General features: G+C 58.6%; 14 protein-coding genes and 1 pseudogene. 6 read left to right on the top strand and 9 right to left on the bottom strand.

From position 1 onward, the window contains the following. Nucleotides 1-256: 256 nt before the first annotated feature. On the top strand, nt 257-1,285 hold the full coding sequence (locus PMI28_RS08565) for a histone deacetylase family protein (protein WP_007989468.1): 1,029 nt from the start codon (nt 257-259) through the stop codon (nt 1,283-1,285). Between the two features lie 15 nt (nt 1,286-1,300). Continuing rightward, on the top strand, nt 1,301-2,401 hold the full coding sequence (locus PMI28_RS08570) for a polyamine ABC transporter substrate-binding protein (protein ID WP_007989467.1): 1,101 nt from the start codon (nt 1,301-1,303) through the stop codon (nt 2,399-2,401). A gap of 222 nt (nt 2,402-2,623) precedes the next feature. Here PMI28_RS08570 and PMI28_RS08575 read toward each other — a convergent pair whose 3' ends face one another. Then, the gene (locus tag PMI28_RS08575) at nt 2,624-3,625 is read right to left on the bottom strand and encodes an LLM class flavin-dependent oxidoreductase (RefSeq protein WP_007989465.1); all 1,002 of its coding nucleotides are present in this window, start codon (nt 3,623-3,625) and stop codon (nt 2,624-2,626) included. Nucleotides 3,626-4,005: 380 nt separating this feature from the next. Here PMI28_RS08575 and PMI28_RS08580 point away from each other — a divergent pair, with 380 nt between their 5' ends. Further along, nucleotides 4,006-4,239 carry a DUF1161 domain-containing protein gene (locus tag PMI28_RS08580; protein ID WP_007989462.1) on the top strand — a complete coding sequence of 78 codons (234 nt, stop codon included), beginning with the start codon at nt 4,006-4,008 and terminating at the stop codon, nt 4,237-4,239. A gap of 5 nt (nt 4,240-4,244) precedes the next feature. Here PMI28_RS08580 and PMI28_RS08585 read toward each other — a convergent pair whose 3' ends face one another. Together PMI28_RS08585 and PMI28_RS08590 are read right to left on the bottom strand one after the other, a co-directional pair. Beyond that, a complete protein-coding gene (locus tag PMI28_RS08585; RefSeq protein ID WP_007989460.1) occupies nt 4,245-4,667 on the bottom strand; it encodes a PA0061/PA0062 family lipoprotein in 423 nt (140 codons plus the stop codon). Between the two features lie 41 nt (nt 4,668-4,708). Continuing rightward, entirely contained in the window at nt 4,709-5,131 is a 423-nt protein-coding gene (locus tag PMI28_RS08590) for a PA0061/PA0062 family lipoprotein (RefSeq protein ID WP_007989458.1), read from the bottom strand. 59 nt (nt 5,132-5,190) lie between these two features. On the opposite strand from PMI28_RS08590, the gene PMI28_RS08595 reads away from it, so the two are divergent. Next, entirely contained in the window at nt 5,191-6,288 is a 1,098-nt protein-coding gene (locus tag PMI28_RS08595; protein ID WP_007989456.1) for an aminopeptidase, read from the top strand. On the opposite strand, the gene PMI28_RS08600 is transcribed toward PMI28_RS08595, so the two are convergent. The 6 genes and pseudogenes from PMI28_RS08600 to PMI28_RS08615 form a co-directional block, all read right to left on the bottom strand. Continuing rightward, the gene (locus PMI28_RS08600) at nt 6,270-7,499 is read right to left on the bottom strand and encodes a nucleoside recognition domain-containing protein (protein WP_007989454.1); all 1,230 of its coding nucleotides are present in this window, start codon (nt 7,497-7,499) and stop codon (nt 6,270-6,272) included. The genes PMI28_RS08595 and PMI28_RS08600 overlap by 19 nt on opposite strands. A gap of 204 nt (nt 7,500-7,703) precedes the next feature. After that, nucleotides 7,704-9,035 carry a glutamate/aspartate:proton symporter GltP gene (gene gltP, locus PMI28_RS08605; protein ID WP_007989452.1) on the bottom strand — a complete coding sequence of 444 codons (1,332 nt, stop codon included), beginning with the start codon at nt 9,033-9,035 and terminating at the stop codon, nt 7,704-7,706. A 331-nt stretch (nt 9,036-9,366) separates the two neighbouring features. Continuing rightward, nucleotides 9,367-9,624, bottom strand: a complete 258-nt coding sequence (locus PMI28_RS30685) for a hypothetical protein (protein WP_162130417.1) — start codon at nt 9,622-9,624, stop codon at nt 9,367-9,369. A 95-nt stretch (nt 9,625-9,719) separates the two neighbouring features. Further along, nucleotides 9,720-9,880: pseudogene (locus tag PMI28_RS30680) on the bottom strand (inhibitor of vertebrate lysozyme family protein); the annotation flags it as partial. 1 nt (nt 9,881) lies between these two features. Then, on the bottom strand, nt 9,882-10,046 hold the full coding sequence (locus PMI28_RS29850) for a DUF1328 domain-containing protein (protein WP_007989444.1): 165 nt from the start codon (nt 10,044-10,046) through the stop codon (nt 9,882-9,884). A 71-nt stretch (nt 10,047-10,117) separates the two neighbouring features. Continuing rightward, complete coding sequence (locus tag PMI28_RS08615) at nt 10,118-10,405, bottom strand: hypothetical protein (protein ID WP_007989441.1); 288 nt, start codon at nt 10,403-10,405, stop codon at nt 10,118-10,120. A gap of 431 nt (nt 10,406-10,836) precedes the next feature. Here PMI28_RS08615 and algB point away from each other — a divergent pair, with 431 nt between their 5' ends. Both algB and PMI28_RS08625 read left to right on the top strand, forming a co-directional pair. Further along, on the top strand, nt 10,837-12,183 hold the full coding sequence (gene algB / locus PMI28_RS08620) for a sigma-54-dependent response regulator transcription factor AlgB (protein WP_007989440.1): 1,347 nt from the start codon (nt 10,837-10,839) through the stop codon (nt 12,181-12,183). A 10-nt stretch (nt 12,184-12,193) separates the two neighbouring features. Next, nucleotides 12,194-13,984 (top strand): KinB sensor domain-containing domain, encoded by a 1,791-nt coding sequence (locus PMI28_RS08625; protein WP_007989438.1) that lies wholly within the window; start codon nt 12,194-12,196, stop codon nt 13,982-13,984. Nucleotides 13,985-13,987: the final 3 nt, after the last annotated feature.

Raw genomic sequence — 13,987 nt, 5'->3', positions numbered from 1 at the left:
AGCGGGCTTGCTCGCGAAGAGGCCAGTACAACCGATACATCTCCATTGGCTGGAACACCGCTTTCGCGGGCAAGCCCGCTCCCACAGGTTCTGCGGTTCCATGCTCTAGACAAGGGTATGCCCGCGCCATCCAGGGGCGAATTTCGGTCAAATGTTTTGGCCACATCGATCCCCTTTTGGCCTTTCCTGCCGTTCTCCTAAACCGTCTGCACCGCAAGACTGTGTTCAACCGAACCAGCCTGCGGAGAACAACAAAATGCTGACGATCTACTCGGACGATCACCACCTGCACCACGGCCGTTGCGAACTTATCGACGGGCAACTCAAGCCTTGCTTCGAGATGCCCTCCCGTGCCGACCACGTGCTGCAACGGGTGAAAAACCAGAACCTGGGCCCTGTAGAAGCACCGAAGGATTTCGGCCTGGAGCCCATCGCACGCATCCATAGCCGTGACTACCTCGATTTCTTCAAGGGTGCCTGGGCACGCTGGACCGAATTCAACACCGACGGTGACCTGCTGCCCTACACCTGGCCGGCCCGTTCCTTGCGTCAGGTCAAGCCGACCAGCCTGCACGGCCAACTCGGCTATTACAGTTTCGATGGTGGCGCCCCGATCACCGCCGGCACCTGGCAAGCGGCATACAGCGCAGCTCAGGTCGCACTCACCGCGCAAGCGGAAATCCAGCGCGGCGCCCGCAGTGCCTTCGCCCTGTGCCGTCCGCCGGGACACCACGCCGCCAGCGACTTGATGGGCGGTTATTGCTACCTCAATAACGCCGCCATTGCTGCCCAGGCGTTCCTCGATCAGGGCCACAAAAAGGTCGCTATCCTCGACGTCGATTACCATCACGGCAACGGCACCCAATCGATTTTCTACCAACGCAGCGACGTGCTGTTCACCTCGATCCACGGCCACCCGGAAGCCGAATTCCCGTTCTTCCTCGGCTATGAAGATGAACGTGGCGAAGGCGCCGGTGAAGGTTTCAACTTCAACTATCCGTTGGCCGCAGGTTCGGGCTGGGACACCTGGAGTGCCGCACTGGAACAAGCCTGCAAAGAGATCGAAAGCTACGGTGCCGACATCATCGTCGTGTCCCTGGGCGTGGACACCTTCAAGGACGACCCGATCTCGCAATTCAAGCTCGATAGCCCGGACTACCTGGCCATGGGCAAGCGCATCGCCGGCCTCGGCGTTCCGACGCTGTTCGTGATGGAAGGCGGTTATGCAGTGGAAGAAATCGGCATCAACGCCGTGAACGTTCTCGAAGGTTTTGAAAACGCTTGATGAGGAAGTAGAAGAATGAAAAGTCTCAAGCGTTTTATCCTGCCAGCCCTGTGTGCCACGGTACTCAGCGGCGCAGCACACGCAGAAGAACGTACGCTGCGCGTCTACAACTGGTTCGACTACATCACGCCCAAGGCCCTGGAAGACTTCAAGGCCCAGAACGCCCAGACCAAACTGGTCTACGACATCTTCGACACCAACGAAGCGCTGGAAGCCAAGTTGCTGACCGGTAACTCCGGCTACGACGTGGTGGTGCCGTCCAACGTGTTTCTCGCCAAGCAGATCGAAGCCGGCGTGTTCCAGCCCCTGGACCGCAGCAAGTTGCCGAACTGGAACCACCTCGATCCCAAGCTGATGAAACTGATCGAGGCCAACGACCCGGGCAACAAGTTCGCCGTGCCTTACATGTACGGCACCATCCTGATCGGCTTCAACCCGGATAAAGTCAAGGCAGCGCTGGGTGCCGACGCGCCGGTGGATAGCTGGGACCTGATCTTCAAGGAAGAGAACATCAGCAAGCTCAAGCAGTGCGGCGTCGCCCTGCTCGACTCGCCGTCGGAGATCCTGCCCTTGGCCCTGCAACACCTTGGCCTGGACCCTAACAGCAAAAAGCCTGCGGATTACGACAAGGCTGAAGCGCTGCTGATGAAGATCCGTCCGTACATCACCTACTTCCACTCGTCCAAGTACATGGCCGACATTGCCAATGGTGATATCTGCGTCGCGGTCGGCTACTCCGGCAGCTTCTCGCAAGCCGCCAACCGCGCCAAGGAAGCCAGGAACGGTGTCGTTGTCGACATGCGCCTGCCGAAAGAAGGCGCGCCGATCTGGTTCGACATGCTCGCCATCCCCAAAGGTGCGAAGAATCCGGAAGACGCCTACACCTTCATCAACTACCTGCTGCAACCTCAGGTGATCGCGCCAGTCAGTGACTTCGTCGGCTACCCGAACCCGAACAAGGACGCTACGGAAATGGTCGACCCGGCGATCCGCAACAACCCGAACCTGTACCCGACCGACACGGCGATGAACACGCTCTACACCCTGCAACCGTTGCCACGCGATGCCGAACGTGCGCGCACCCGGGCCTGGACCAAGATCAAGTCCGGTACCTGATACTCGCCTTGCTCCCGCCGTCACCAGGACCTGCGCTGTGCGCATAATGCTGTTCAACTGTAGGAGCGAGCTTGCTCGCGATGGTCGTTAACGATGCCGCGTGTTTACTGACTAAACGCGGCGCTCTTGAGTCCATCGCGAGCAAGCTCGCTCCTACAGAATCCTTAACTGAACAGCATTATGTGCTTTGCGCAGGTCTTTTTTATGCCTGCCTTTTGAGCCTCAGCCTCGCATGACCTGCGCGAGCAACTCGTAGGAATGCACGCGATCCGCATGTTCGTACAGGTCACAGGTGAAAATCAGCTCGTCGGCCTGGGTCTGTTCGATCAGGACCTCGAGCTTGGCGCGGATTTTCTGCGGGCTGCCGATCATGGCCAGGCCAAGGAAGTCGTGCACGGCCTCTTTCTCATGGGGCAGCCACAGGCCGTCCATGGTTTTCACCGGCGGACGCTGCACCAGGCTTTGCCCACGCATCAGGGCGAGAATCCGCTGGAAAACCGACGTGGCCAGGTAGTCGGCCTGCTCGTCAGTATCGGCTGCCACCAATGGCACACCGAGCATCACGTAGGGTTTGTCCAGAACGGCTGACGGTTTGAAGTGATTGCGATACACCCGAATCGCTTCATGCATGTAGCGCGGTGCGAAATGCGATGCGAAGGCGTAGGGCAAACCGCGTTCACCCGCCAACTGTGCGCTGAACAGGCTCGACCCCAACAACCAGACCGGCACATTGGTCCCGGTTCCCGGCATGGCGATAATGCGTTGGTCCGGAGTGCGTGGACCCAGGTAGCGCACCAGTTCCGCCACATCTTCCGGGAAATCGTCGGCGCTGCCGGAGCGTTCACGGCGCAACGCACGTGCGGTCATCTGGTCGGAACCCGGGGCGCGCCCCAGGCCCAGATCGATCCGGCCCGGATAGAGACTTTCCAGGGTGCCGAACTGCTCGGCAATCACCAACGGTGCGTGGTTAGGCAACATCACCCCACCCGAACCGACACGAATGGTCGACGTGCCACCGGCCAGGTAGCCGAGCAGCACCGAAGTCGCGGAACTGGCGATACCGTCCATGTTGTGGTGCTCGGCCACCCAGAAGCGGTTGTAACCGAATTTCTCGACGTGTTGCGCCAGGTCCAGCGAATTGCGCAGCGACTGGGCCGCGCTGCCGTTCTCGCGCACCGGCACCAGATCGAGGGTCGAGAACTTGATATCGGACAGTCGTTTCATAAACCTGCTTCTCCAATTGAGGGCGCAGGTTTGTTCTTGTGAACGGAAACCTGCCGAGTCCAAAAGCGTGCTTCATGCAATGTGGGCATATACCCGAGTTTCAATAGCCCGGTACAAAATCCCGCGAAAAAAGCAGATTGATCGGACGAAGTGAAGTTGATCCTCAAGGCGAAAATCAGCCTGGAGGCAACATGGCTCGGCTGGATTTTCGTTGAAACGAAAGATCGCAGCCTTGGGCAAACACCGGAATAACCCGGCAGGTTGCCCAAGGCTGCGATCTTTTTTGCGTCGTGACAGACTTGCCCGCTAAAACTGTGGTCGAATAAATGACAGCAGCGAAACCCCATGACTGTGCGTGCTGCGTCAAAGGAGCTTCAACCATGAAACGTTTTGCCCTGGCAGTAATCTGTTGCGCACTGACCACTTCGGCCCTTGCGGCACCGAAACCCTGTGAAGAACTCAAGGCCGAGATCGAAGCCAAGATCCAGGCCAGTGGCGTCACCTCCTACACGCTTGAAATCGTCACCAACGACGAGGTACACGACCAGAACATGGTCGTTGGCTCGTGCGAAAACGGCACCAGGAAAATCATCTACCAGAAGAACGACCGCTAAACCGTTCACATCAGGCAGTAGGATTCCCGGTCTTCAGCAACGATCTCGCGCTTGGCGTTGTATAGCCTGGCTTCAGGGATGAAGGCAATCGAGCGGCCTTCAAGCACATAACGTTGGCCGGCTTCGAAATGATCGAAGTTGATGGTCAAGTAACATATGCGTTCAGAAGGGCCACCCATATTGTTCAAGCCCGCGCCACTGGGTACTTCGAAGTCGAAGCGGACGATCAGTTCATGGCTGCCGGGCATAACCTCAAAAAAACGCCCGTCGGCCAAGCGCTGTTTATCCAGACGCTCGGCCATCAGCAATTTATCGTTAGGGAAGGGCGTGGAAAATTCGACCCAGGCCATCTTTGGATTAGCCGTCGGCATCGGGGTCTGACAACCCGCAACAACACTGACGGCGAGTAACAGCATCAACCTGTACATGATGAATGTCCCAAGGGGCTATGCATTCAGCATAACGCCGATCAGGAGTGTTGACAGCCCGCTGGCGTGCCTTGGCCAACCACTTTTCGCTGTTGATCGTAGAGCTTCGCCCAAGGCCGAAAACCGATGTTCCCCGCCCGTAGCTGATAACGCTCGCCCGCGTTGAAGTCGTTGAATTTCACGTTCAACTGGCAATCGCGCCACAACGGCTCGGCGTCAGGGCCGATGTTGGTGGGCTGGACCGAGAATTGGTAGCGGACCGTCAACTCATGGCTACCGGGCTGGACCTGGAAATAGCGTTTATCGTCGGTGGCCTTGTCATCGACCTCCAGCGCTTGCAGCTTCGTATCTGCTTGCTTCGACTCCAGGTCAATCCAGGCTTGCGCAGGATCAGGGCGGGGTAGTCCGAAAAAAGCACAGCCGGCCAGCATCAACAGGCCTCCTGTCAGTATCAACATGCGCATAGCGGAGCTCCAGTCAGGCGGGATAGTCTTGTGGAAAGACTCTCCAAGGAAGAATTATTTTGATCAGGCCGCTTCCTAGCCCTGGATTACTTGATCGCGTTTTTCGCGTTTTGTTTCCGGGTGTGTTGTTTTTGTGGCTCAACGGTTGCACCAGCATCAGCTACTACAACCAACTGGCCAGTGGTCAACTGCAATTGCTGCGGGCAAGGGAGCCGGTTTCCAGTGTGATTGCCGACCCGGCGCGCGATCAAAAACTGCGTGCACACCTGGAGCAATCACAAAAGGCCCGAACGTTCGCCAGCCAGCAATTGCACCTGCCGGATAACCAGAGTTACCGCCTGTACGCTGACATTGGCCGCCCCTTTGTCGTCTGGAATGTCTTCGCCACGCCGGAATTTTCCCTCAAGCCCGTAAGCCACTGTTTCCCCATCGCCGGCTGCGTGGCCTATCGCGGTTACTACAGCCAGAGCGCAGCCCGCGGCGAAGCGGCTTTGCAACGCTTGCAGGGTATGGACGTATCGATTGGCGGCGTCGAGGCCTATTCGACACTCGGCTGGTTCAACGACCCGATCATCAGTTCGATGACGGGATGGGGCGATGAGCGACTGGCCACGCTGATCTTTCACGAGCTGGCCCACCAGCGTTTCTATGTGAAGGACGACACGGAGTTCAACGAATCCTTTGCCACCTTCGTCGAACAGGAAGGTACTCGCCAATGGCGTGCCTACCGACATCTGCCACCGGATAACGATGCGCAGGCACGTCAGCGCGAACAGTTCACTGAGTTGGTGCTGATGACCCGCACCCGGCTGGAAAAGCTCTACACCTTGCCATTGCCAACCGAACAAATGCGCCAGCGCAAGGCTGCCGAGTTCGAGCGCTTGCGCAGCGAATACCGACAATTGCGCGACCGTCAGTGGGCCGCAGACAAACGCTACGACGCCTGGGTCAATGCCCCCATGAACAATGCCCGGCTATTGCCGTTTGGTTTGTACGACCAATGGGTACCGGCATTTGCCGCGCTGTTCCATCAGGTGGATGGCGATTGGCTGAAGTTCTATGCCGCCGTGGAGCAGCTTGGTGCCTTGCCGACGGGCGAGCGCAAGGCAGCGTTGAAGGCGTTGGCGGGCGGAGCCGATCAACCAAAGAACCAGTAGCAAACCCCAATCGCACCCAACACCCCGGCAAGCTCCGCCAGCAATGCACAACCGACTGCATGTCGTGCGCGCTGGATGCCCACGGCACCGAAGTACACCGCCAGGACATAGAACGTCGTCTCGGTACTGCCCTGGACTGTCGCCGCCACCAGCGCCGGGAAGCTGTCCACGCCCGAGGTCTTCATGGTTTCAATCAGCATTGCCCGGGCGGCACTACCCGAGAAGGGTTTGACCATCGCCGTCGGCAGCGCGTCGACGAAACGCGTATCCCAACCGGCCCACGCCACCAGATGCCGAATCCCGTCCAGAGCGAAATCCAGCGCCCCGGATGCCCGCAGAACACCCACCGCGCAGAGCATTGCCACCAGGTAGGGCAGCAAGTTCTTGGCGACATCAAAACCCTCTTTGGCACCTTCGACGAAGGCCTCGTAGACCTTCACTTTGCGCAGCGCGCCGATCAGTAAAAACAGCATGATCAGGCCAAACAGCGTCAGGTTGCCAAGGATCGACGACAGACTGGCCAGCGCGGTCGCCGAAAGGGTCGCCAGCAACGCCATGAAACCGCTGAGGGCGAGAGCGCCGGGGATCAGGTAGGCCAGCACCACGGGATCCCAGATGCGCAGGCGCTGCATGAACACCACCGACAGGAAGCCGACAATGGTCGAGCAACTGGTCGCCAGCAGGATCGGCAGGAACACCAGCGTCGGGTCAGGCGCGCCTTGCTGGGCGCGATACATGAAGATCGTCACCGGCAGCACGGTCAGCGAGGAGGCGTTGAGCACCAGGAACAGGATCTGTGCGTTACTGGCGACGGTAGCGCTGGGATTGAGCTCCTGTAGCGCTTTCATGGCCTTGAGGCCGATAGGCGTGGCGGCGTTGTCCAGGCCCAGGCCGTTGGCGGCGAAGTTCAGGGTGATCAGGCCGATGGCCGGATGACCAGGCGGGACTTCAGGCATCAGGCGCAAAAACAGTGGCCCCAGGGCCTTGGCCAGCCATTCGACGATCCCGGCTTTCTCGGCAATGCGCAAAAAGCCCAGCCAGAGAGTGAGGGTGCCAAACAGCAACACCATGACCTCGACCGACAGCTTGGCCATGGCAAAAATACTTTCCACCATCGCCGCGAATATCCCGGCATTGCCGCCAATCAGCCACTGAGCCAGCGCCGATACGGCTGCCACGATGAAGAAGCCAAGCCACAGGCCATTGAGCATCAGTCAAATCCCCCAAAAGATGCGCGAATGATAGCGGGGTGGCCAGAAACGACAAACCCCGGATTTATCCGGGGTTTGTTTGTTACTGCCTGCACAATTCCAATGTGGGAGCGGGCTTGCTCGCGAACGCGGTGTGTCATTGAGCATTGAGCTGGCTGACATGGCGCCTTCGCGAGCAAGCCCGCTCCCACAAGGGGTGTTGCATCAGCCCTTGGAAATTTCACCCGCCGGCAGTTTTTCCTTGCTGCGCCAGTGCGGCAGGGAATTCCAGTAGCGCTGGCCTTTGGCGTCGTCGTACATGCCTTCCCAACGAGCGATAACCAGAACAGCCAGTGCGTTACCGATCACGTTCAGTGCGGTACGGGCCATGTCCATGACGCGGTCGACACCGGCGATGAACGCCAGGCCTTCCAGAGGAATACCGACGCTGCCCAAGGTGGCCAGCAGTACCACGAAGGACACGCCCGGTACGCCGGCGATGCCTTTGGAGGTGACCATCAGGGTCAGTACCAGCAACAGTTGTTGGCTGATCGACAGGTCGATGCCATACAACTGGGCAATGAAGATCGCCGCGATGCTTTGGTACAGGGTCGAACCGTCGAGGTTGAACGAGTAACCGGTTGGCACCACGAAGCTGCAAATGGCTTTCGGCGCGCCGTAGGCTTCCATTTTCTCGATCACGCGTGGCAGCACGGTTTCGGAGCTGGCGGTGGAGTAGGCCAGTACCAGCTCATCCTTGAAGATGCGCATCAGCTTGATCACCGAGAACCCGAACAGGCGAGCGATCAGGCCCAGGATCACGAAAGCGAAAAAGGCGATGGCGACGTAAACCAGGATCACCAGTTTGGCCAGCGGTATCAGCGAGGCGAAGCCGAAGTTGGCAACGGTCACCGCGATCAATGCGAACACGCCGATCGGGGCGTAGTTCATGATCATGTGAGTGACCTTGAACATGCTTTCCGATACGCCCTGGAACATCTTCACCAGCGGTTCGCGCAGGTCCGCCTGCAGGCTCGACAAACCGAGACCGAACAATACAGAGAAGAAGATGATTGGCAGCATTTCGCCGCGAACCATGGCCGCAAAGATGTTCGACGGGATCAGGTTGAGGATGGTTTGGATGAACGCGTGTTCATGCTGAACCTCGGCCGCCGTGGCCTGGTACTTGGAAATGTCCACAGTGCCCAGGGTGCTCATGTCGATGCCGGCACCCGGATGGAACAGGTTGGCCAGCAGCAGACCGACCACGATGGCGATGGTGGTGACGATCTCGAAGTAGATGATGGTCTTGAAGCCGATGCGCCCCAGCTTCTTGGCGTCACCGACGCCTGCAATACCGACGATCAGGGAGGAAATGACGATCGGAATCACGATCATCTTGATCAGACGGATAAAGATATCGCCTGCCGGTTGCAGGACGTTGCTGATCCACCAGGCTTTTTCGGCACTGAAATGGTTGAGCAACGCACCGATTGCAATCCCCAATACCAGACCGATGAGGATCTGCCAGGCGAGGCTAAGCTTTGCCTTCTTCATATCTTTACCCTTACTTGTTGTTTGAGTCAGGGAGATGCACGAACTGGAACGCTTATGGCGAAAAAGTCAGTGCATCCGCCCCCCGTATAAGGTGCCCAGGAACGCGTGTTTACGGCTTTCTGGCAGGCGAAAAAGGCGCAACTATTCCGATGCAAGGAAGCGCCGTCTAATGCCGTAAACGCCTACCCCATGCCGAATCGGCATGGTTTTTTTTACTGAATGCGACGTCGCAAACCGTTTGAATGCGACATTTCAGCGGGCATAAGTGCCGTGAACCGGCCATCACAGAGCAGATCGGATGTTTTTTGAGCAATGGCCGAGCGTTGATTTTTCAGCAAAATCCCGCAGGACGAAGCGAAAAATCGCGGCCAAAGAAAGGTAATTTTTCTCGATATACGGTCGCTGCTGAAACATCGGGAAAAGTGTTTTCCGACGTAACAGGGACCAGCAAGCGATAACGCTGATGAAACCGAGACGAGCGCTCTATTTCAATATGTTGCGCGATCAAGCCCTTCGCAAGCCCGTCGAACCATGGCGGTCCGGCGAACTTGCGCAGCAGCTTTTCCTGACCCGGTCCTTGCGCAGGCACTCCCTGTACCCGTAGGTCACTCCGCCCCCGAAACGGGCAGAACGTCCCGACCCCTTGGTCATGCGCCGGCCCTCCTCAGGTGGCGCAGATGGAAAGAGGCGTTCCTCTTTCTTCACGACGTCTTGCCAGGTTTCACGTAATGCGAGTCTGTGTTCAACAATTCATTGACCCGCGCCTGGCCGTCATTGGCTGCTTTCGCCATGGCACTACCGTCCAGCAACAGAACAGCTGCCAGTGTCTTGAACACGCCTCCCATGTCAGCCTCGACCGCGACGGCCAAAGAAGAAGGAGGCAACGAACATCACCAGGAACACGACAAACAGAATCTTGGCGATACCCGTGGCGGTGCCCGCGATACCACCGAAGCCCAGTACGGCGGCGACGATGGCGATAATCAGGAAAGTGATTGCCCAGCTCAACATGGTGATTCTCCTTACGCTTCTGTTTAGAGGTGCTGCGTTTCCCGGCGCATCGGGTGCGGCGGAAGTTTTGCCTAGAACACCCAACGCTCCTGATGCCGTATCTCACCCACAGGCCCGGCCTGGTCGACATCCATCATGCGCATCGGGGGGCTATCGGCCTGACCGCTACCGACAGCACTGAAATGGGTTTGGGTCGGATGCCGAATCGACAGGTGTGGAGCTTCCGGCTGCTGGCTCTGCTCCCTGCACAGAAACTGCTGGCCGCCGATCAGGGTGATCAACAGCGCCAGAACAGCCAACACCCCTTGCTGGATATGCACAGGCGAGAGGTACAGGTGGGCGGCACGTTGACGGTTCATCCTGAAGCTCCTGCCGATCGGGTCGGCATTCGATAGCGGGCTTTTTTGAATGCCCTGGTCAACCAGACAATTGCAGCCTGCATGCCAGCCTTGATTTGAATTAATTTCCTTCAATATCAATACTTTACGATCTACAGAGAAATCACTTCGCACGCATCCTGCACGATGCCTCTCGTACGGCCGTGCGTATTGCACGATTCGTTTGAAGGAAGTCGTAAATTTTTTGAATTGAGAGGAAGGCGCGGATGTCAAAAATACACGCTGGCTATTGCCAGATACCGGGCATCTAAAAGACCCGCAAAATCAGGCGGCTAACCGACACATCGGATGAAAGCTACCCTGCCATGGCAGGAATGACCCAGAATCAATCATGCAACTTGCCCGATTTCTCCGGGACTCAACCAAGATTACTCATTAAGGAGCGTAGGAAAATGGAATCAGCCACTGAGCATCAAGGCCGCATTCTGCTGGTGGATGATGAGTCCGCCATCCTGCGTACTTTCCGTTATTGCCTCGAAGACGAAGGCTACAGCGTGGCCACCGCCACCAGTGCCGCGCAGGCAGATACCCTGTTGCAGCGGCAGGTCTTCGACCTGTGTTTCCTCGATTTGCGCCTGGGTGAAGACAATGGCCTCGATGTGCTGGCCCAGATGCGCATCCAGGCGCCCTGGATGCGGGTGGTGATCGTCACCGCGCACTCAGCCGTCGACACGGCGGTGGATGCGATCCAGGCCGGTGCCGCCGACTATCTGGTCAAACCGTGCAGCCCCGATCAATTGCGGCTGGCCACTGCCAAGCAGCTGGAAGTGCGGCAACTGTCGGCACGACTGGAAGCCCTGGAAGGTGAAGTGCGCAAACCCAAGGATGGCCTGGACTCCCACAGCCCGGCCATGAAAGTGGTGCTCGAAACCGCCCGCCAGGTTGCCACGACCGATGCCAATATCCTGATCCTTGGTGAATCCGGTACCGGCAAGGGCGAACTGTCCCAAGCCATTCACGGCTGGAGCAAACGAGCGAAGAAATCCTGCGTCACCATCAACTGCCCGTCACTGACCGCCGAGCTCATGGAAAGCGAACTCTTCGGCCACAGTCGCGGCGCCTTCACCGGCGCCAGCGAAAGCACCTTGGGCCGAGTCAACCAGGCTGACGGCGGAACGCTGTTTCTCGACGAGATCGGCGACTTTCCCCTGACATTGCAGCCAAAGCTGCTGCGTTTTATTCAGGACAAAGAATATGAGCGCGTCGGTGATCCGGTGACCCGCCGTGCCGACGTGCGCATCCTCGCGGCCACCAACCGCAACCTTGAAGACATGGCCCGTGACGGTCGTTTCCGTGAAGACCTGCTCTATCGCCTGAATGTCATTACCTTGCACCTGCCACCGCTACGCGAACGCCGTGAAGATATTCTCAACCTGGCCGATCGTTTCCTGGCGCGTTTCGTCAAGGAGTATGCCCGTCCCGCACGCGCCTTCAGCGACGAGGCCCGGGACGCGCTGCTCAGTTATCGCTGGCCGGGCAACATCCGCGAGCTGCGCAACGTGATCGAGCGGGCGAGCATTATCTGTGCGCAGGAGCGGGTCGAGATCAGTCATCTGGGCATGGCCGAAACCCCGGTCAACAACGCACCGCGCATCGGCGCTGCACTGAGCCTGGATGAGCTGGAGAAGGCCCACATCGGCGCGATCCTCGCCACCGCCGACACCCTGGATCAAGCGGCCAAGACCCTGGGCATCGACGCCTCGACGCTGTACCGCAAACGCAAGCAGTACAACTTGTGAGCAATAGCCAATGAAACTGGCGTTGAAATTGCGGACCCGGCTTTTCCTGAGCATTTCCGCACTGATCACCGTCGCGTTGCTCGGGCTCTTGCTCGGGCTGGTCAGCGTGATGCAGATGGCCGGCAGCCAGGAAGCGCTGATCCGCAACAACTTCGTCACCCTGGACCTGGGGCTCAAGCTGCGTCAGACCCTGGGTGACCAACTGATCCTCATACTCAGCGAGAAACCTGACTCCGCCGCTTTCGCCGCCTCGAAGCAACATTACTTCGAACTGCTGGAGGAAGGCATCGCCCAGGAACCGGCGGAAAACGGAAGCGAATACGGCTTCCGAAAAGCCAAGGCCGACTACGAGCGTTTTATCCAGGCTTATGAAACTTCGCCAAATACGTCGAATGTGCTCAGCAGCCACGACAGCCTGACGGAAAAATTCAACGCACTGCGCAATGGCTTGATCGCCGAGCACAAACGCGCGCTGGATAACATCAACAATACCGAGCGTCTGGCCCGGGAGCGGGCATTGCTGATTGCCGGGTTGCTTGGTTTGGTGGGCCTGGCGGTATTGATCATCGGCTTCGTGACCGCGCAGGCCATCGCCCGGCGTTTCGGGGAGCCCATCGAGGCTTTGGCCAAGGCAGCGGACAATATCGGCCAGGGCAATTTCGATGTCACCCTGCCGATCTCTTCGGCGGTGGAAATGAACCAGCTGACCCGGCGTTTCGGGATCATGGCCCAGGCATTGCGTGAACATCAGGCCACCAACGTCGATGAACTGCTGGCCGGGCAACAGCGTTTGCAGGCCGTGCTCGACAGCATCGACGACGGACTGCTGATGATCGACCGCCAGGGCCATCTGGAACATCTTAATCCCGTGGCCCAGCGTCAGTTGGGCTGGGAGTCCGATCGTCTGGGTCAAGGGTTGGGCACGGCGCTGGAGCGCCCCGAACTCGATGAGCAGCTGCAACTGGTGCTGCGCGGCGGCACACTGGAGCGGGCACCGGAAGACTTGAGCGTCGAAGTCGACGGCGAGTCGCGACTGCTGACCTATAGCCTGACACCGGTCAGCCATACCCAGGGCCATATTCTCGGTGCCGTGATGGTGCTGCATGACGTCACGGAACAGCGTGCCTTCGAACGGGTACGCAGCGAGTTCGTATTGCGCGCCTCCCATGAATTGCGCACACCGGTCACCGGCATGCACATGGCCTTCGGGTTGTTCCGCGAGCGCGCGCACTTTGCCCCGGATTCCCGGGAAGCCGACCTGCTCGATACCGTGAATGAAGAGATGCAGCGGCTGATGCAGTTGATCAATGACCTGCTGAATTTCTCCCGCTACCAGAACGGCTTGCAGAAACTCAGCCTGGCACCATGTTCCATCGAGGCTTTGCTGGAACAGGCTCAGGCACGCTTTGCCACTTCGGCCGAAGAGAAGGAAATCAATCTGCTGGTGGAAGTGCAGGAGCCATTACCGCGGTTGCAGGCCGACCAGCCACAACTGGACCGGGTACTCGACAACTTGATCGACAACGCCTTGCGTCACACCGGCCCCGGCGGGAGGATACGCCTGCAGGCCCGGCGCCACGGCGACCGGGTCATCATCAGTGTCGAGGATAACGGCGAAGGCATTGCCTACGGTCAGCAAGGGCGGATCTTCGAGCCGTTCGTGCAGGTTGGACGCAAGAAGGGCGGGGCCGGGCTCGGCCTGGCACTGTGCAAGGAAATCGTGCAATTGCATGGCGGGCGGATGGGTGTCTATTCACGGCCGGGGCAGGGTACTCAGTTCTACATGGCGCTGACCGTTTAGGTC

It is taken from the genome of Pseudomonas sp. GM48 (assembly GCF_000282335.1).
Taxonomy (GTDB): Bacteria; Pseudomonadota; Gammaproteobacteria; order Pseudomonadales; family Pseudomonadaceae; genus Aquipseudomonas.
This window is presented reverse-complemented; position numbering and strand designations above follow the sequence as displayed.

Coding starts and splice junctions, on each gene's coding strand:
- PMI28_RS08565 (WP_007989468.1), top strand. CDS start 257: ATGCTGACGATCTACTCGGACGATCACCACCTGCACCACGGCCGTTGC.
- PMI28_RS08570 (WP_007989467.1), top strand. CDS start 1,301: ATGAAAAGTCTCAAGCGTTTTATCCTGCCAGCCCTGTGTGCCACGGTA.
- PMI28_RS08575 (WP_007989465.1), bottom strand. CDS start 3,625: ATGAAACGACTGTCCGATATCAAGTTCTCGACCCTCGATCTGGTGCCG.
- PMI28_RS08580 (WP_007989462.1), top strand. CDS start 4,006: ATGAAACGTTTTGCCCTGGCAGTAATCTGTTGCGCACTGACCACTTCG.
- PMI28_RS08585 (WP_007989460.1), bottom strand. CDS start 4,667: ATGTACAGGTTGATGCTGTTACTCGCCGTCAGTGTTGTTGCGGGTTGT.
- PMI28_RS08590 (WP_007989458.1), bottom strand. CDS start 5,131: ATGCGCATGTTGATACTGACAGGAGGCCTGTTGATGCTGGCCGGCTGT.
- PMI28_RS08600 (WP_007989454.1), bottom strand. CDS start 7,499: ATGCTCAATGGCCTGTGGCTTGGCTTCTTCATCGTGGCAGCCGTATCG.
- gltP (WP_007989452.1), bottom strand. CDS start 9,035: ATGAAGAAGGCAAAGCTTAGCCTCGCCTGGCAGATCCTCATCGGTCTG.
- PMI28_RS29850 (WP_007989444.1), bottom strand. CDS start 10,046: ATGTTGAGCTGGGCAATCACTTTCCTGATTATCGCCATCGTCGCCGCC.
- PMI28_RS08615 (WP_007989441.1), bottom strand. CDS start 10,405: ATGAACCGTCAACGTGCCGCCCACCTGTACCTCTCGCCTGTGCATATC.
- algB (WP_007989440.1), top strand. CDS start 10,837: ATGGAATCAGCCACTGAGCATCAAGGCCGCATTCTGCTGGTGGATGAT.
- PMI28_RS08625 (WP_007989438.1), top strand. CDS start 12,194: ATGAAACTGGCGTTGAAATTGCGGACCCGGCTTTTCCTGAGCATTTCC.